The sequence below is a fragment of the Opitutus terrae PB90-1 genome, assembly GCF_000019965.1.
GTDB classification, from domain to species: Bacteria; Verrucomicrobiota; Verrucomicrobiia; order Opitutales; family Opitutaceae; genus Opitutus; species Opitutus terrae.
This window is the reverse complement of sequence record NC_010571.1, coordinates 4,817,749-4,836,992: the sequence shown is the minus strand read 5'-3', so window position 1 is coordinate 4,836,992 and position 19,244 is coordinate 4,817,749. Positions and strand designations below refer to the sequence as shown.

The 19,244-nt window shown below is 66.0% G+C and carries 10 protein-coding genes; 5 read left to right on the top strand and 5 right to left on the bottom strand.

Translation table 11 applies throughout. The annotated features are described in order from the left end of the window. Positions 1-269 precede the first annotated feature (269 nt). The 3 genes from OTER_RS18775 to OTER_RS18765 all read left to right on the top strand — a co-directional run bounded on the left by OTER_RS18775 (position 270) and on the right by OTER_RS18765 (position 6,459). Positions 270-1,784 carry a glycoside hydrolase family 43 protein gene (locus tag OTER_RS18775; protein WP_012376522.1) on the top strand — a complete coding sequence of 505 codons (1,515 nt, stop codon included), beginning with the start codon at positions 270-272 and terminating at the stop codon, positions 1,782-1,784. An 8-nt stretch (positions 1,785-1,792) separates the two neighbouring features. Then, positions 1,793-3,940: a hypothetical protein gene (locus OTER_RS18770; protein ID WP_012376521.1), complete on the top strand. Its 2,148-nt coding sequence runs from the start codon at positions 1,793-1,795 to the stop codon at positions 3,938-3,940. A 113-nt stretch (positions 3,941-4,053) separates the two neighbouring features. Then, positions 4,054-6,459, top strand: coding sequence for an alpha-L-rhamnosidase-related protein (locus OTER_RS18765; RefSeq protein WP_012376520.1), 2,406 nt, complete (start codon positions 4,054-4,056; stop codon positions 6,457-6,459). 148 nt (positions 6,460-6,607) lie between these two features. Here the strand turns inward: OTER_RS18765 and OTER_RS18760 are convergent, their stop codons facing one another. From OTER_RS18760 to purL, 5 genes are all read right to left on the bottom strand, one after another. Continuing rightward, positions 6,608-7,300, bottom strand: a complete 693-nt coding sequence (locus OTER_RS18760; RefSeq protein ID WP_012376519.1) for a YceH family protein — start codon at positions 7,298-7,300, stop codon at positions 6,608-6,610. Between the two features lie 136 nt (positions 7,301-7,436). After that, entirely contained in the window at positions 7,437-8,957 is a 1,521-nt protein-coding gene (locus OTER_RS24445; protein ID WP_012376518.1) for a glycoside hydrolase family 26 protein, read from the bottom strand. Positions 8,958-9,055: 98 nt separating this feature from the next. Next, on the bottom strand, positions 9,056-9,979 hold the full coding sequence (locus OTER_RS18750) for a DMT family transporter (RefSeq protein WP_012376517.1): 924 nt from the start codon (positions 9,977-9,979) through the stop codon (positions 9,056-9,058). Between the two features lie 211 nt (positions 9,980-10,190). Beyond that, positions 10,191-11,174 (bottom strand): hypothetical protein, encoded by a 984-nt coding sequence (locus OTER_RS18745; protein ID WP_012376516.1) that lies wholly within the window; start codon positions 11,172-11,174, stop codon positions 10,191-10,193. A 256-nt stretch (positions 11,175-11,430) separates the two neighbouring features. Beyond that, on the bottom strand, positions 11,431-15,747 hold the full coding sequence (gene purL, locus OTER_RS18740) for a phosphoribosylformylglycinamidine synthase (protein WP_012376515.1): 4,317 nt from the start codon (positions 15,745-15,747) through the stop codon (positions 11,431-11,433). Between the two features lie 322 nt (positions 15,748-16,069). Between purL and OTER_RS18735 the strand changes: the two genes are divergently transcribed. Continuing rightward, the gene (locus OTER_RS18735) at positions 16,070-17,977 is read left to right on the top strand and encodes an amidophosphoribosyltransferase (protein WP_012376514.1); all 1,908 of its coding nucleotides are present in this window, start codon (positions 16,070-16,072) and stop codon (positions 17,975-17,977) included. Between the two features lie 158 nt (positions 17,978-18,135). After that, the gene (locus OTER_RS18730) at positions 18,136-19,242 is read left to right on the top strand and encodes an AIR synthase-related protein (RefSeq protein ID WP_012376513.1); all 1,107 of its coding nucleotides are present in this window, start codon (positions 18,136-18,138) and stop codon (positions 19,240-19,242) included. The last annotated feature ends 2 nt before the right edge of the window (positions 19,243-19,244 follow it).

Genomic DNA, 19,244 nt, shown 5'->3' with positions numbered 1-19,244 from the left:
CATGGAGACGCGACGCCCTCGTCGCGTTTTAGTGAAGACCGCGACGAAGGCGTCGCGGCTCCAGAGGAAAGGCTGCAGACTCGTTGCCGTCTGGCGGAGATGGCGTCTCAGCAGGTGGAGCGCGTTGCCCTCAACGCGCTCTGCGGCGTCGCGGAACAGCTGGACGGTGCAGACCACGTCGTCACCAACGGGGCTACGTCAAAGGCCAGCGCCTTGAGGGCAAGGCGCTCCACCTCCGAGTGTGCGGTCAAAACTAATCTGACGTGATCATGAAAACGAACGCTATCGGGCGGCTGATTGGCACCGGGCTGCTCTTGTGGGCGGCCACGCTGCGCGCGGAGCCAATGCTCGCGTGGGGCGACCAGGGCGATGGCACGTATCGGAATCCGATCCTGCCGGCGGACTACTCCGACCCGGACGTGATTCGCGTCGGAGACGATTTTTATCTGGTCGCGTCGGATTTCCATTTCGTCGGGATGCAGGTGCTGCATTCGCGCGACTTAGTGAACTGGCGGATCATCGGCCAGGTGTTCGACCGGCTGACGATGGACGCCAGCTACGACGAGATGCGTGGCTACGCGCAGGGCACGTGGGCGCCGTCGCTGCGGTTTCATGACGGCGTGTTCTACCTCTACGTCTGTACGCCGCACGACGGGCTGTATCGATTTACCGCGAAGGATCCCGCTGGGCCGTGGGAGATGGTAACCGTCAAGACGGTGGATGCGTGGGAGGATCCGTGTCCGATCTGGGACGATGACGGGCAGGCGTATCTCGTCCACAGCGTGCACGGCGCGGGACCGTTGATCCTGCACAAGATGAACCGCGAAGGCACGCAGCTGCTCGACGACGGCGTGGTGATCTACCGCGGTCCGGTGGCTGAGGGCCCGAAGTTTTACAAGCGAAACGGCTGGTATTACATTTCGCTGCCGGAGGGCGGCGTCGAGAAAGGCGGGCAGACCGTGCTGCGCGCGAAGAGCATTTATGGTCCCTACGAACGCCGCGAGGTGCTGCCGGCGGGCAGTCCGCACCAGGGTGGAATCGTCGAACTCGACAACGGCGAGTCGTGGTTCATCGCGTTCAAGTCCACCGGCCATCTCGGGCGCGTTGCGCATCTGCTGCCCGTGAGATGGGGCGCGGACGACTGGCCGGTGTTCGGCGATCACGGGCAGCCGGTGCCGGGCGGAAAGAAACCCGGCGTGGGCGCGGGCGGGCCGATCCTGCATCCGCAGACGAGCGACGATTTCGAGTCGGCCGCGCTTTCGCCGCAGTGGCAATGGAATCACAATCCGGTGCCCGCGGCATGGTCGCTCAGCGAGCGGCGCGGCTGGCTGCGGCTGCGGGGTCTGCCGGCGCCGGAGCCAGTCGTGGCGCGCAACACGCTTACGCAAAAACTCTGGGGCGAGAGCGGGACGGTGACGGTGAAGCTCGATCCGCGCGGGTTGAGCGAGGGCCAGGCGGCGGGGTTCGCGTTCATGAGCGGACGCGTGTTCAACGCGGTCGGCGTGGCGCGGCTCGACGGGCGGTTGCGGTTTTATTCGGAGACGGGACTCGGGCCGGTGATCGGCGAGCAGGACGTCTGGCTGCGCGGCACCTACCACGGCGAACAAGCGCGGCTGTATTTCAGCGCGGACGGCGAGACGTTCACCGATGTCGGTGCGAAGGTGGTGCTGCGGTTTGGGCAGTGGAAAGGCGCGCGCGTGACGCTGTTCGCCTATGGACCGGCCGCGGGCGCGGCGGACTTCGACGAGTTTCAGTATCGACACAGCGCGAATCCAACTCGCTGATTTGGCGCATGAGCTTCCGACGCGTCGTGAAGGCTTTGGCGTGGTTGGCCACCACAGGGGTGGCGTGGGCGCAGCCGATCGACCGGCCGGCGTTGATCGCGCGGCACGATCCGATCGTGCGCACGGTTGACTACGAATCGCCGCTGACGGTGGGCAATGGCGGTTTCGCGTTTACCGCCGATGTGACCGGGCTGCAGACCTTCGGCGAGGCGTATTATCAACGCGGGATTCCGCTGGAAACGCTATCGCGCTGGTGCTGGGTCGCCGACGAAAACCCGCAGGGCTACACGCTCGCGGACGCGAATCGCGACTACACGCTCGCGGACGGCCGCGTGCAGCCGTTTCCGACGAATGCCTCGACCCCGGCCGGCGAATGGCTGCGGAAGAATCCGCGCGATCAGCCGCTGGGCGTGCTGCAACTCGAGTGGGACAAACCGGACGGCACGCCGTTCGTGCCGACGGACGTCGAGGAGATTGACCAGCGGCTCGACCTTTGGGTCGGCGTGATCACGAGTCGTTACGAGCTCGGCGGAATTCCCGTCGAAGTGACGACGGCGTGCGATCCCGGCAGCGACACGATCGCGGTGCGGATCCGCTCGCAATGGGTGCGGACCGGCCAGATGCGCGTGCGGCTGGCGTTTCCGCGTGGACATGATCCAGCGGTGAAAAACACGCCCGCGCTCGACTGGTCCGCGCCGGAGTCGCACCGGTCGGAGTTGCAGGGCGACCGGACGATCGAGCGGACGATCGGAGGAACGAAGTATTTTGTGTGCAGCAGCCGGGCGTTGCACGCAGCGGGACCGCACGTGTTCAAGCTCGAGCCGGAGCGCGCGCGGCACGAGCTGGCGTTTACGCTGCGGTTCGGCCAGGAGCGCGCGCAGACGATGCCGACCGTGGCGGATGTCACCAACGCCAGCGCCGCGCACTGGGCAAAATTCTGGCGCACGGCAGGCGTACTCGATTTGAGCGGCAGCACGAATCCACTCGCGGCGAAGCTCGAGCGGCGCGTGGTGTTGTCGCAATACCTAACTGCCGTGCAGCTCGCCGGCGACGTGCCGCCGCAGGAAAGCGGACTCACCTGCAGCACGTGGTACGGAAAACATCACACCGAGATGATGTGGTGGCATGCGGCGCATTTCGCGCTGTGGAACCATCCGGAGCTGCTCGCGAAGAATCTGGCGTGGTATCGGGCGCGGCTGCCCGAGGCGCGGGCGCTGGCGCAGAGTCGCGGACTCAAGGGCGCGCGCTGGGCGAAGATGGTCGGGCCGGAAGGGCGGGAGAGTCCGGGCGGCAATCCGCTCATCGTCTGGAACCAACCTCACGCGATCTATCTGGCCGAGCTGCTTTATCGGTTGGCGCCGACGCCGGAAACGCTCGCCGCGTATCACGAGCTGGTGCTCGAGACGGCCGATGGACTGGCGTCGATGGTGTGGCTGGATCCGAAGCGCGGAGAATACGTGCTAGGTCCGCCGCTCTGGATTGCCCAGGAGATTCACGACCAGGCGACGAGTCAGAACCCGTCGTTCGAGTTGGCCTACTGGCGCTGGGCGCTCGGCGTGGCGCAGCAGTGGCGCGAACGGCTGAAGCTCGGCCGCGACGCGAAGTGGGACGACGTGATCGCGAAACTGTCCGCACTGCCGGTGCGCGACGGAAAGTATGTGGCGCTGGAGTCGCATCCGGATACGTGGACGAATCTCGCCAGCCGGCACGATCATCCGGAGATGCTGATGCCGCTCGGTTTCCTGCCGGAAGCTCCGGGGGTGGATCGCGCGACGATGGAGCGCACGCTGGATGCGGTCATGAAGGAGTGGGATTGGGAGACGAAAATCTGGGGTTGGGATTACCCGATGATCGCGATGACCGCGACGCGGCTGGGCCGGCCCGAGGTGGCGATGGAGGTGCTGTTGCGCGATGGGCCGAACAACCGCTACACGGCGGTGGGACACGTGCCGCAGCGCAGCGACACGGCGCAACGGACCGGGCAATCGGGCCCAGGCCGGCGCGAGATCGCGGTGTATCTCCCGGCGAATGGCTCGTTCCTGTCGGCCGTGGCGCTGATGATCGCGGGGTGGGACGGTTGCGAGGTGGAGCATCCCGGGTTTCCGAAAGACGGCACCTGGCGCGTCCGCGCCGAAGGCTGGCAACGGCTGCCGTAGGGAGGTGGCACGGGCATCTTGCCTGTAATTTCCGACCATGGGCGGGACGTCCATGCCGCGGCCAAACACGCGGCGAAGTTGTATCGGACGGCGTGTCGCTCCAACCTGCCGGCATGAGAAGCGCTTTCTTGGCCCTGATCGGTTTCGTCGCGGGCGGACAGATGCTGGCAGCGGCCCCAGCGGTGGCCGCGAGCGGAGCGCCAGCGCCCGCTGAGGCGCTGCGCAAGCTGGCGTGGCCGGCATCGTGGATCACGCATCCGGCGGCGCCGAAGAACGAGTATGGCGTGTGGTTGTTTCGAAAGCAGTTTGACCTGCCGGCGAAACCCGAGCGGTTCGTGGTGCATGTGAGTGCCGACGCGCGTTACCGGCTCTACGTGAACGGCGAATCGGTGTGCTTCGGGCCGCAGCGCAGCGATGCGTGGGTGTGGCGTTACGAGAGCGTGGATCTCGCGCCGTTTCTTCAGGCCGGCGCGAATGTCGTCGCGGCGCGCGTGGTCGGCTACGGGGACCAGACGCCGTATGCGATCACCGGCGTGCGCACGAGTTTGCTGTTGCAAGGTGACACCGATCGCGAGCAGGCGGTGAACACCGACGCGACGTGGAAAGTGGTCCGCGACGACTCGCGCTCGACGATTCCGGTCACGCTGCCCACCTACATCGTGGTTGGGCCGGGCAGCCGGATGGATGCGGCGCGGCACCCGTGGGGATGGGTGCAACCGGGATTCAACGACGCGCGGTGGGCCGCGGCGCGGACGCTGACGCGCGGCAATCCCTACGGACTCGGCACCGACATGGATCACTGGCTCGCGCCACGGACGATTCCGCTGATGGAAGAAACGCCGCAGCGGCTCGCGCGGGTCCGGCGCGCGGAAGGCGTCGAGGTGGGTGAGGCTTTCGTGGCGGGGCGGGCGCCGCTGAGCGTGCCGGCGAACACACGGGCGACGGTGTTGCTCGACCAGGGCTTCGAGACGAACGCGTTCCCGCGGCTTACCGTTAGCGGCGGCGCGGGTGCACGCGTGGCGCTGACGTATGCCGAGGCACTGATCGATCGCGACGGCAACAAGGGCAATCGCGACGAGGTGGAGGGGCGCACGCTGGCGGGGATCACCGACGAGTTTCGGCCGGATGGCGGCGTGGGACGCCTGTTTGAACCCTTGGATTTTCGGACCTACCGTTACCTGCAGCTGGAGGTGCAGACGGCGAACGAACCGCTGCAGATCGATGACCTGCACGGGGTCTTCACCGGTTATCCGTTCGTCGAGCGCGGGTCGTTTCGCAGCGATGATGCGTCCCTCGCAAAAATCTGGGAAGTGGGCTGGCGGACCGCGCGACTGTGCGCGTTCGAGACGTATGTCGATTGTCCTTATTACGAGCAGCTCCAATATGTCGGCGACACGCGGATCCAGGCGCTGATCTCGCTTTACGTGGCGGGCGACGACCGGCTGATGCGGAATGCGATTGAACTCTACGATCGCTCACGGATCGCGGAGGGGCTGACGCAGAGCCGTTATCCCTCGGTGACGCCGCAGGTGATCAACACGTTCTCGCTGTTCTGGGTCGATATGGTGCACGACTACTGGATGCACCGCAGCGATGAGGCGTTCGTGCGGGCGCGGCTCGATGGCGTGGAGTCCGTGCTGCGCTGGTTCGAGCACAAGCTGGATCCGGCGACGGGGCTGCTTGGGCCGCTCGACTACTGGACGTTCGTCGATTGGACCGACGAGTGGCCGTGGAGCGAGGCTCGGCGGATCGGCGGCGAACCCGAAGGTGCGCGCGAGGGCGGCTCGAGCATCGTCTCGCTGCAGTTCGCCGACGCGCTCGTGCGCGCGGCGGAAATGGGACGAGCGCTGGGCCGCGAAGAGGCGGCCGGCCGATACGAGAAGATGGCCGCGAACCTAAAGGCAGCGGTCGCGAAGCAGTGCTGGGACGAGCAGCGGAAGCTGTTTGCGGATGCGCCGACGAAGCGGACGTTCAGCCAGCACGCCAACGCGCTCGCGGTGCTCAACGGGCTCGTGACCGGCGACGCGGCGAAGGCGCTGATGGAGCGGACGCTCACTGAGCCGGGGCTCGTGCAGGCGTCGACGTATTTTCGATTCTATCTGCTGCGGGCGTTGAAGGCGGCGGGCCGCGGCGACGAGTATCTGGCGCAGCTCGGACCGTGGCGGACGATGTTGGAACGCGGGCTGACGACGTTTGCGGAGAAGCCGGATCCGACACGCTCGGACTGCCACGCGTGGAGCGCTTCGCCGGTTTACGAGTTACTCGCCACGGTATGCGGCGTGGAACCCGCCTCGCCGGGTTTTGCGACGGTGCGGATCGAGCCGCACCTCGGGTCGTTGCCGCGCGCGCAAGGCGTCGTGCCGCATCCAGCCGGCGAGATTCGCGTTGCCTACGAGCGAGAAGGAGCGTCCGCGGTAAAGGCGGAGATCACGCTGCCGGAGGGCGTGACCGGTGAGTTTGTGTGGCACGGCAAGCGGATGCCGCTGGGGGCCGGCGCGCAGACGCTGAGGGCGGAATGATCTCCGCTGCGCGGCGTTCCTGTTCGCGGGGAGCGACCACCGGCCCGTGCAAAAATCTGTAACAGGTGTTACACCAAATCGCCAGGCGAGAGGCGGCAGGCGGAGAGGATTCCACCGCGGCGGTGCTTGGGCCGCTTGATGGGCGGAGCTATTCGAACTGCTTTCGAAACGCAGCGAACTGCTCTCGGAGCTCGGCGAGTTCCTGCCGCAATGCGGCGACATCCTGGTCGAGCTGCATGGTTCGATCTACGGGCGGCGGCTCGGGTGCGGGCTCGGCGGACGAAACTGAAACCGAACCGCCGAGCAGGTGGGTAACGCGCACCTCCTTGAACCCAGTCTGGCGGGGGAGTCGCGTGACGAGCGGGTGCGGCTGCTTGGCGGCGAGCGCGGCGATCGTCTGCTCGAGATCCGGCAGCGACTCGAATGCATGCATCCGGCCGGTGCGGCTGCGGAGTTCGCCCGGGGTCTGCGGACCGCGCAGCAGCAGCACGCAGAGCACCGCGACTTCGGCGCGGCCGAGTTCGAACCGCTCGGCGAACTTGTGGCCGAACTTCACTACCCGGCTCTCGGCGCCCGCAAACACATAGGCGAGTTTCTTGTCGCGCAGTCCGTCGAGCCCGCGCGTGACCGTCGCCTCGTCGTAGGAAACGATGGGATCGCGGCTGGAAGTTTGATTACAGGCGTTGACGAGCGCGTTCAGCGTGAGCGGGTAATACTCCGGTGTGGTGAGCTGTTTCTCGACCAACGCGCCGAGCACGCGGACCTCGACTTCGCTCAAGACCGGCAGCGGCTCGTCACCCGCTGGATAGGCGACGACTTCGGGCGTGGTGGATTCGGCCATGGTGAGGCCACAGAATGGACGCGGCGGCGGCGACAAGGCGAGCGTGCGATATTCATGGCGCCGTGGCGGGGAAAGGGCGCAGCAAGACTGCGCCGTTACGAGAGACGCCGGGCTCGGCGAGCCCGGCTACAAACCATCACCGGCGGTCGAAGACGTAGACCGTCGTTTGCTCGCCGGCGGGTGTGGGCGCGACACGACGGAGCGAAAGGCGGGCTCCGCCGTCGACTAGGCTCCAGGTTTCCCTCACCACGGTCCTCGTGCCGGGCGGCGTCCACGGCAGGCTGAACGTGGATTCCAGGTGCAGCTCGCGGCCATCGTCCGAGAGCCGCGCGGTGGTGATCCGCGGCCCGCCCATGAACTCCGATTTCACTTCGGCCCCATCGAGCGTGAGCTTCTCCTCGGTCACCTGATCGTCGGCGTGCTCGAGGATCCGCGTTGTTTTCACGAGGAAATCGTTGCCGCGTTGCGTGACCTGCAGCCGGGCTGGTGCAAACGCGGCGCCCATCCGGCCGAATTCGCTCCGTTCCTCGTCGATCACCCATTCACCGGAAAAATCCGCGGGCAGCGGGGCGACGTGCACCGGCGGCAGCGCGCACGCGTCGCGATACGCGCGCGTCACGTCGGTGTAGGCCGCGTCATCGAGATTCAAGATCCGTGGATCGGCCATCAGCGTGGCGTAGGCCTTGCGCGAGGTGTTGCGGACCATGCCGGCCCACGTGACGTAGAACGTCCACTTTGGCTGCCGGTCGAGGATCTCGAGCGCCGGCGGATTGCCGACCTCCGCGAGTGCGAGCGGCTTGCCCTGCGAAAGTTTTTCCAGGCTTTCGTAGTAGGACTGAGCGAAATCGTTGCCGTAGACGTCGAGCCCGAGCACGTCGACGTAATCGATGCCCGGGAAGAATTTCTCGTGTTCCATGCCTGGCTTGCTGACGCGGTCCATGCTCCAGACCCAAACCAGATTCTTGAGCTGATGGTGGTTCACCAGCCGGTCGAAGATCTGGCGGTAGAGTCGCTCGGTGCTGTATTCGCCGGTGCGGCCGCCCCACCAGAACCAGCCGCCGTTCATCTCGTGATAGGGGCGCCAGAGCACGGGCACGTGCGCGGCTTCGAGCTGTTTGAGGAACACCGCGATCGCGTCAACCTGGGCCGCCCATTTCGTGTGCAGCGCGGTGCCGGGCGTGAGCACGTCGCGGAACTGCTCGTCGAGGAGCTGGCCCTGCACGCTCTTCAGCGCCTTGGGGTCGCTGCCGGGAAGTGGGCGGAAGGTCACCGGTTCATCGGCCGTCGGCGGCACGGCATGCCAGCAGATCGTCACCAGCGCACCGAGCTGGTGCTGACGGATGCACTCCTGCACGATGTCCGGCCGCGCGAGGTAGGAATCAGAATTGCCGGCCACCGCGTGACCGAAATCGGTGCTGAACACCGCGGGCATCTTGCCGATGTGCTGCGCGGCGAACCGGCTGTTGCGGTCCTTGATGTTGGGATAGTTGTGCTGGCCCGTGAGCGTATGCCGGCCCGAGAGATCGTAGAGCAACTCGAGCAGCGCGCGCGCTTCCGGAGAGGCGTCGGGCGTGACAGGCAAGGCGCGCGCGGCGAAGGTCGGCGTTGCGCAGAGCGCGGCCAGAAGCGGGAGGCAAGCGAAGCGGAGCAGCGACATGGGAGTGAGCGAGAGCTGAGGCGACGGAGGTGTGGGCGAGTTGACGAAACCGGCGCAGGAAAGTTGCGGCGGAAAACGGGCGCCCGCGAGCGCGGCGTTCACAGCGCGACGTCCGAGCTGGGAAACTTTTGGCGGACGCGTTCGCGATAGACTAGGTAGAGTCCGGACGAGAGCACGATCGAGCCGCCGAGGATCGTCCAGCCGGTGGGAATCTCGCCGAACGCGAGCCAGGCGAGGCCTGCCGCGCCGATCAGCTGCGCGTAGAAAAACGGCGCGAGGACGGACGCGGGCGTCCGCTTGTGCGCGAGAATCAGCAGCCAGTGGGCGAGCGCGCCGAGCGCGCCCAGCACGAGCAGCGCGAGCCAGGCTCCCCAGGTCGCCGGCATGACCCACACGAACGGCAGCATTGGAAGGCAGACGAGCGAGCCGACGAAGCTCGTGTAGAACAGCGTCGTCTCGGGCTGGTCGTGTGCGGCGAGCCGCCTCGTGAAAATGTAGTAGAACGCGCTCGTGATCGCGTTGCCGAGGCAGAGCAGGGCGGCCGGATGGAGCCCGCCGGGCGTGGGACGCGTGGCGACGAGAACGCCGGCGAAACCGACGCAGACCGCCACCGCGCGGCGGGGCCCGATGCGTTCGCCGAGGAGCGGGCCCGCCAGCAGCGCGACGATCAACGGCGCGGAAAACGTGATGGATGTCACCTGCGTGAGCGGCAGGTAGCGCAGTGCGGTGAACGAGCACAGGGTGCCGAGCACGAGGCAGCACGAGCGGGCGCATTGCAGCCCGAGCCGGTGCGTGCGCATCACGGCCGGCTTTTGCCAAGGCTTCACCAGCAGGAGCACGAAGAAGAAACTTCCGAGGTAGCGGATCGCGACCGTCTCGGCCGGAGGCAGCGTGCGGTTAAGCCATTTCGCGCAGGTGTCCATGCACGCGAAACACAGCACGCCCGACACCGCGAGGGTAATGCCCGCCAGATGGGAGCGATCGGGCGCGGGTGGCGCAGCAGATGAACGGTCGACAGACATGCGAAAAGTAGAACGTGAGCCATCACGCGGCGGGCGACAGCATAAAGTTCGCGGCGAGCGGGCCGCGCCGGCGGCATGCCAGTTTTTCTGACACGGGCGTCCCGGCCGTGGGTTTGCGGAAAAGCGGATTACGGCACGGTCCGCGCGGCGCAGCCGTGCGGCTGCGGACTGCGGAGAAAGCGCGTTGGGGGCAACGCGCTCTACCTCGGGCTCATTCCTCGAGCGCGCGCTCGAACATGTAGAGCGCGTCGATGGGCGGGAGGTCGCGCCGACTATCGAGTTTTTGGCGGATGAACCGGAACGGATAAGCCATGCTGTCCGTCATCCACGGCGCGTGCGTGCCGAGCTCGCGGAATTCCTCGCCGCGATACAGGCTGCGCCGAATCGAGTGGATCGCGCTGAGAAAATGGGCGCGGGGCACCGTCGCCGTGAAGCCGTCGACGACAAGGACGAGTTGCCCCGCGATGCCGTGGAGATCGAGATAGGCCGCGTACGGGTTGCCCAACACCGTGTTCTTCTGCTGGTCGAGCGGGTTGATGACCCGAAACCGAACCAGCGTGTGGTGAATGCCTGCGGCCCAATCCTGGCGCTTTTGCAGCCACGGATCGTGCGAGAGCGAGCCCGCCACGATTTCGTTTTTGAGGATCACGTCCTCGGCGACCAGCTGCTGCAGCAGCACGACCATGTCGACGAGATGGTGGGTCAGCAGCGAATGAAACGCGTGGAAGAACAGCGGCTCGCGCTGGTGCAATCGGTCGAGGCAGGCGCGGACGGTGCGGGCATCGCGCACCACGCCGGCGGAGACTTCGCCCCGCGCATGGAGATCGATCAGCTGCCGCGCAATCCGGTGCGGCTTGGGGGATTCAGCGAGCTCCGCGACCCAGGCCTGGTACTCGGGGGCAGTCGGCCGAATCTCCCCGCGACTGATCGCCACCGTGTCGCGGAGCCAATGCCGCGCCCGCGCGCGGTTCGCCGAGTCGACATAGTAGAGCATCCATTGATCGTCGCTCGACAAACCGCAGTCGTGAGCGAAAGCGGCGTCCTGCAAAAGGGTGCGAGCGTGCTCGTTGGCGGAGTGGTCCGAAGCCGGAACGGCAAACACGATCCAGAATCCGGATTCGAGTTCGACCTCCGCTCCGTAGTCGCGGACTTGCGGCTCGAGGAAGCGGAGCAGCGATGTGGTGTCGAGGACCATCGTCAGCTCGGAAGGCAGGGGTGGCGGGGCTGCGCACTAGCGAGCGGACTTTTCGCGGCGGGGCAACGAAAAGTTATGCACCACCAAAGAAGCGGCCGGCGGCGGATTCGACCGGCTTACCGCAGGCGACCGCCGGTCCTACGACTTTCTGGCCCGCAGGGGCGCACCTCGGTGCGCCTGGGGCGTCGCGAGCGACGCCGCTACGAAGCCAGTTACCTCAAAATGAAGAACGACTGTCGACGCTCGACCCGCGGGTTCAGCCGACCCAGGCGCGCGCGTTGTAGAAGAGCTGCATCCAGGGCGAGTCCTCGCCCCAATCGGCGGGGTGCCAGCTCATCTGCACGGTGCGATAGACGCGCTCGGGGTGCGGCATCAGGATCGTGACCCGGCCGGTGGTGGTGGTGAACGCGGTCATGCCGAGCGGCGAGCCGTTCGGGTTGAGCGGATATAGCTCGGTCGGCTGGTGGTGATTGTCGACGAACCGCGCGGCGACGAGGCCGGAGGCGCTGCAGCGCTGCGCGGCGGCGGCGTCCGTGAACTCGGCGTAACCCTCGCCGTGCGCGACGGCGATTGGCACCACGGATCCCTCCATGCCGGCGAAGAGAATGCTCGGGCTTTTCTCGATCTTCAGTGATGCGAACCGCGCCTCGTAGCGTTCGGACTTGTTCTGCACGAAGTGCGGCCACAGTTCGGCGCCGGGGATGATCTCGTGGAGGTTGCTCATCATCTGGCAGCCGTTGCACGAGCCGAGGGCGAACGTGTCCTCGCGGGCGAAGAATGCGGCGAATTCGGCACGCGCGCGGGAATTGAAGAGCACGCTCTTGGCCCAGCCCTCGCCGGCGCCGAGCACGTCGCCGTAGCTGAACCCGCCGCACGCGGCGAGGCCGCGGAAATCGCGAAGGGACACGCGTCCGCTGAGGAGGTCCGTCATGTGGACATCGACGGCGCGGAATCCGGCGCGCGCGAAGGCGTTGGCCATCTCGTTCTGCGAATTGACGCCCTGCTCGCGGAGGATGGCGACCGCCGGCTGGTTACGCGAAGTGACAAGTGGCAAGTGGGAAGTAGCAAGAACCTGGCTCGAGCCTTGGGACTTGCTAGTTGATACTTGTTCCTTGCCGGCCGGTCGCCCGGTCACCGGGCCGACTGCAAAATTCACCACCGGCCGGATGCCGGGGTTTTTCGGGTCGAGCTTGAGCTGATACTCCTGTTCGGCGCACGCGGGGTTGTCGCGGAGCTGCGCGATCCGGCGCGTGACGTCGGACCAAATGGCACGCAACGCGAACAGGTTTTCGTCGAACAGCACCTCGTTGTTCTGACTAATGCGGATGGCGTGGTCGGCGTTGAGCGTGCCGATCCGATGCGTGCAGGCGTCGAGCCCGTGCGTCCGCAACACGGCGAGGACCGCGTCAAGATCGGTGGTGCGAACCTGGATGACGGCGCCGAGCTCTTCGGCGAACAAGGCGGCGAAGGCGCGGTTGTAGCCGGGCTCGTTGAGCCCGGTGCCGGGGTCAGCGACCCCGGCTACACCAACCGGCGCGGCTACGCCCGAGGCGGGACGCGACGAGGGCGTCGCGTCCCCAGGGGCAGCACCTTTTGGGGCCAATTCCGAAAGATCGAGATCGACACCGGTGTGGCCGGCGAAGGCCATCTCGACGATCGTGGCGAGGAGCCCGCCGTCGCTGCGGTCGTGGTAGGCGAGGAGCTTTTGTTCGCGGCCGAGTTGCTGGATCGCGTTCCAGAATGCTTTTAGGTCGGCCGGACTATCGACATCGGGCGGCTCGGCGCCGGTCTGCGAAAGCGTTTGCGCGAGGATCGAGCCGCCGAGCCGGTTCTTGCCGCGGCCAAGGTCGATCAGAAGAAGCTGAGAGCTGAGCGCTGAGAGCTGAGAGCTCTTGTAGCCGGCCTCGCTGAGGCCGGTGCCGGGGTCAGCGACCCCGGCTACATGAACCTGAAGCTGCGGGGTGAGCGAGAGCCGGATGTCGGTGACCGGTGCAAAGGCGGAGACGATCAACGACACGGGCGCGGTGATCCGCTTTTGCGCAGAACCGTCCTTCCAGACGGTGCTCATGCTCATCGAGTCCTTGCCGACGGGAATCGTGATCCCGAGCGCAGGGCAAAGCTCGAGCCCGACCGCCTGCACGGCGGCGTAGAGATCGGCGCCGTCGCCAGGCACCGCGGGCGCGGCCATCCAGTTGGCGGAAAGAATCACGCGACCGAGTTCGCCGACCTGGGCCGCCGCGAGATTCGTCAGCGCTTCCGCGACGGCAAGTCGGGCGGAAGCGGCGGCGTTGTTCACCGCGACCGGGGTGCGTTCGCCCATCGCGAGCGCCTCGCCGGCATAGCTGTCATAGGTGGCGGCGGTCACGCCGCAGTCGGCGACGGGCACCTGCCACGGTCCGACCATCTGGTCGCGGCAGATCAATCCGCCGACGGTACGATCGCCAATGGAGATGAGGAACGTCTTGTCGGCCACCGTCGGATGCGCGAGCACGCGGCGGACGGCCTCCGCCATCGACACCCCGTCGAGCTTCACCGGAGAAAGAGAACGCGAAAGAGAACGATCCGTGCGGTGCATCCGCGGCGGCTTGCCGAGCAGGATTTCGAGCGGGAGATCGATCGGCTTGTTGGCGAAGTGGGGATCCTCGAGGACGAGCCGCTTTTCCTCGGTGGCTTCGCCGACGATCGCGAACGGGCAACGCTCGCGCTCGCAGAGCTGCTTGAACGTGTCGATGCGTCCGGCAGGAACGGCGAGGACGTAGCGCTCCTGGGATTCATTGCACCAGATCTCGAGCGGCGTCATGCCGGGCTCGTCGTTCGGGATTTTGCGCAGATCGAAACGCCCGCCGCGGCCGCCGTCGTTGACGAGCTCGGGCAGCGCGTTGGACAGCCCGCCGGCGCCGACGTCGTGGATGAACGCGATGGGGTTTTCGGCGCCGAGCGCCCAGCAGCGATCGATGACCTCCTGGCAACGGCGCTCCATCTCGGCGTTGTCGCGCTGCACGCTGGCGAAATCGAGGTCCTCGCTGCCGTGACCGCTGGCCATCGAGCTGGCCGCGCCACCGCCGAGCCCGATGAGCATGGCCGGTCCGCCGAGGACGACGAGTTTGTCGCCAGGCTTGATCTCGCCCTTGCGCACGTGCTCGGCACGGATGTTGCCGAGGCCCCCCGCCAGCATGATAGGTTTGTGGTAGCCGCGCCACTCCGTGGCGCGGAGTTGAGAGCTGAGAGCTGAGAGTTGAGAGCCGGAACCTGTCAGTTCTTCCGAGCTGCGGGCGAGGGTGAGAGAACTGGGTAAATGCGAGCTGGGGCTTGGCTCTGGGCTCTGGACACTGGGCTCTGGGCTCGCCGCAGGCACCTCTTGTTCATACGTCCGGAAATAGCCGTTGATGTTCGGTCGACCGAACTCGTTGTTGAACGCGGCGCCGCCGAGCGGGCCGTCGATCATGATGTCCAACGCGGAGACAATCCGCTCGGGTTTGCCGTTCTCCTTTTCCCACGGCTGCACGGCGCCGGGCAGCTTCAGGTTCGAAACCGTGAAGCCGGTGAGTCCGGCCTTGGGCCGGCCGCCGCGGCCGGTGGCACCTTCGTCGCGAATCTCGCCGCCGGAGCCCGTGGCGGCGCCCGGAAACGGCGAGATCGCGGTCGGGTGGTTGTGCGTCTCCACCTTGCAGAGAATGTGGATGTCTTCCTCGCGAGTGACGTAGTCGTTGGTTGTCGGGTCGACGAAATACCGTTTCCCCAACGAGCCCTCGATCACCGCGGCATTGTCCTTGTAGGCGGACAGGATGCCGTCGCGGTGCAGCTCGTAGGTGTTCTTGATCATCTGGAACAGCGAGCGGTCGCGTTTTTCACCGTCGATGTCCCACGTGGCGTTGAAGATCTTGTGCCGGCAGTGCTCGGAGTTCGCCTGCGCGAACATCATCAGCTCGATGTCGTTTGGGTCGCGGCCGAGACCGGTGAACGCCTTGACGAGGTAATCGATTTCGTCGTCGGCGAGCGCGAGTCCAAGCGAGGTGTTGGCGGCGACCAGAGCGGCACGGCCCTGGGCGAGGATCGGCACCGTGGTCATCGGTCGCGGCTGCTCGTGGCTGAACAGCACCGCCAGCGCATCGCGGTCCGCGAAGACGGACTGCGTCATACGGTCGTGCAACCGCGCGCGAAGCGTTTCGAGGATCGCCGCGGGCAGGACATGCAGCGGTGGCTGCAGTGCGGCGTTGTCGAGCGCGACGGTGTAGGCGACGGCGCGCTCGATCCGCTTGATTTTCGTAAGCCCGCAAATGTGGGCGATGTCCGTGGCCTTGGAGGACCACGGCGAGATCGTGCCGGGGCGGGGCGCGACGATCTGAAGCATACCGCTAACGGAGGAAGTCGCGCGGTTGGGACCATAGGTCAGCAGCCGTTCGAGTACGTGGCACTCGGGATCGGTCAGGTCGGCGGCGCCGGGAACCAATTCGACCAGATGGAGATACTCGGAGCTGACAGCGCGGACCGGCACGCCGGCCGATTTCAGGTCATCGAGCAGTTTTTGGAGGCGGAACTGGGAGAGGGCTGGCGAGCCGCGGAGCGTCAACATGGTGGCGAAAGACGGATGTTTCCGGACATCGCGGGCGCGGTCAAGGAAGGGGATGGAGGTCGTGGGTGGGACGGGCGTCTCGCCTGTGGAGCGGGGCGGTGGGAGGATGAAGCGTTGCGGCGCAGAGCGTCGTCCACGGGCGAGACGCCGGTGCCACAACAACCACGGCGGCGGCGGGTTGGAGAAAGCCGTTGACCAAACCCGGACGGCTGACGAAATCAGCCGCTTTCCTGCCCTATGACTTCGCCGATCCTTGTGACTGTCCTGTCCTCCCAGGACGGCCGCTTTCCGACACCGGTCACCCACCGGTGTCCTTCCTGACATGAGCGAACAGATCGGCCACGAATGCGGAATCGCGCTCGTGCGGTTGCTTAAGCCGCTGGCCTACTTCCAGGAGAAATACGGCAGCCCGCTGTGGGGATTTGAAAAACTCTTCCTGTTGATGGAAAAGCAGCACAACCGCGGCCAGGATGGCGCGGGCGTCGCGTGCGTGAAGTTCGACATGCCGGCGGGGGAACCCTACATGTTTCGCGAGCGCAACACGCAGCCGAATCCGCTGGATCGCGTGATCGGCTCCGTGCTTGAACGGTATCGCGACCTGGTGAAGGCGGGCACCGTGCACCCGGAGTTCCCGGACACGGTGAAGCAGCACTTCGATTTCGGCGCGGAGCTCTACCTCGGGCACCTGCGCTACGGCACCTCGGGCGGCTACGGCGTGAGCGCCTGCCATCCCTATTTCCGGCGAAGTTCCTGGCCGACGCGCAATCTCGCGCTGTGCGGGAATTTCAACATGACCAACACGAAGGAGCTGAACGACAGCCTCATCGCGATCGGTCAGCACCCCATCTTCGCCTCGGACACGCAGGCCGTGCTGGAAAAAATCGGGTTCTTCCTCGATGAGGAGCACGAGGACATCTACCGGTTCCTGCGCACGCGCGAGCTCTCCGGTCAGGAATTATCGCGGAAGATCAGCGAGGACCTCGACCTCACGCGCGTGATCACGCGCGCCTCGCAGAAGTGGGATGGCGGTTACGCGATCGCGGGCTTGATCGGCAACGGTGATGCGTTCGTCGCGCGCGACCCGTCGGGCATCCGGCCGCTTTTCTATTTTCAGAACGACGAAGTGGTGGCGTTCGCGAGCGAGCGAGCGCCGTTGATGACGGTGTTCGATCTCGTGCTGGAACAGGTGAAGGAAGTGCAACCGGGCCACGTCGTCGTGGTAAAAAAGCGGGGGACGGTGAGCTCGAATCCGTTCACCGCGCCGCTGCCGCGGACCTCGTGCACGTTCGAGCGGATTTATTTTTCGCGCGGCAACGATTTCGACATCTACAAGGAGCGGAAGGCGCTGGGCGCGCAGCTCGTCGAGCAGGTGGTGAAGGCGGTGAACAGCGACTGGGCGCATACCGTGTTCAGTTTCATCCCGAACACCGCCGAGGTGGCCTATTACGGCATGCTGTCCGCGCTGCGGCAGCGGCGTCGCGGAGAGGTCAAGGCGGCGATCCTGCAGGCGAGCAAGGACGGCACGTTGACGGATGCGTTGCTCGACGAGCTGATCATGCGCAACTGGCCGAAGGGCGAGAAGGTGGTCAGCAAGGACATCAAGCTGCGCACGTTCATCGGGCAGGAAGGCCTGCGAAACCAGCTGGCGAGTCACGTCTACGATATCACCTACGGTTCGGTGCAGCCGGGCGATTATCTGGTGTGCATCGACGATTCGATCGTTCGCGGCACGACGCTGCGGAAGTCGATCCTGCGGATCCTCGCGCGGCTGCAACCCCGCAAGATCGTGATCGTGTCCACGGCGCCGCAGATCCGCTATCCCGACTGCTACGGCATCGACATGTCGGAGATCGGCAAATTCATCGCGTTCGAGGCGGCGGTGGCGCTGCTGCGGCGGCGCGGGCAAACCGGGCTGCTCGAGGAAGTCTACGCACTCTGTCGCGAGGAGGTCGGCCGGCGCGGCACGACGAATCATGTCCGGAGGATCTACGAACCCTTCACGCCCGAGGAGATCTCCGCGGAGATCTCCGAGATGGTGCGGCCGCAGGGGATCGAGTGGAAGGGTGAGATCGAGATCATCTTCCAGACGATCGAAAACCTGCACGCGGCGGTGCCGACGGCGACGGGCGACTGGTATTTCACGGGCCGGTATCCGACGCCCGGTGGCTATCGCGTGGTGAACCAGGCCTACGTGAATTATTACGACAAGCACGAGGGCCGGGCGTATTGACGGCCCGCGAATCACATGCCGCACGCAAAAAGAGGATTGTCATTCTGAGCGAAGCGAAGAATCCAGTTGCGTGACCGATGGCGATTGCCGTGCTGGATTCTTCGCTTCGCTCAGAATGACAGAAGGGCGATCCCCTCCATCGGTTCCAGCGCCATTTCATGTCCCTCTCCTACGAATCCTCCGGCGTTCGTTATGACCAGCTCGATGCGTTCAAGCGCGCGTGCCAGAAAGCGGCGCGCGCCACCGCGCAGGTGCTGCACGGCCACGGCTACGCGGAACCCGCCACCACGCGGGGCGAGAGCGCGTATCTGATGGAGGCGGCCGACCATTTCCTGGCCCACGTCGAGGAAGGGCTCGGCACGAAAAATCTCGTCGCCGACGCGGTGTATGCGGCGACCGGCAAATGCTTCTATCGCGAGGTCGCCATCGACACCGTGGCCACGATTGTGAACGACCTGATCACGTGCGGCGCGCTGCCAATTTCGGTGGCCATGCACGCGGCGGTGGGCGACTCGGGGTGGTTTGCGGACGAAAAGCGTACGAACGCGCTGGTGGAGGGTTTTGCGGAAGGCTGCCGAACGGCCGGCGCGGTCTGGGGCGGCGGCGAAACGCCGACGCTCGGCGGCGTGGTCGAACCCGAGGCGATTGTGCTCGCGGGTTCGGCGATCGGAAAGATTGCGCCGAAGAGCCTGCGCATCACCGGCGACGTGAAGGCCGGCGACACGATTGTTTTTCTCGCGAGCTCGGGCGTGCAGACCAACGGGCTGACGCTCTGCCGCCGGCTGGCGGCGCAGTTGCCGCAGGGCTACCAGACGCCGGTTGGGTTCGGTGACCCGCGCAGCTACGGCGAGGCGCTGCTCGCGCCGTCGGTGATCTACGTCGCGTTCGTACGCGAATGTCAGCGGCGCGGACTGAAGCTCAACTACGTCGCCCACGTGACGGGACACGGCTGGCGCAAGCTGATGCGACTGGACGAGCCCTTCGTCTACGAGATCACGAACGTGCGCACGCCGCCCGCGGTGTTTCGGTTTCTCGAGCAGGCCGGGCCGATTTCGCGCCGGGAAATGTATGCGACGTTCAACCAGGGCGTCGGATTCGCGGCGTATGTGTCACCGGAAAAAGCGGACGCCGTCGTCGCGGCGGCGCGCGAGTCCGGTTACGACGCGTGGCTCGCGGGCACCGTGCGCAAGGAGGGGGCGCGCAAGGCGGTCGTGGTGCCGTCGCTCGGGCTCACGTTCGAGGGCGACACGCTGCAGGTGCGGTAGGT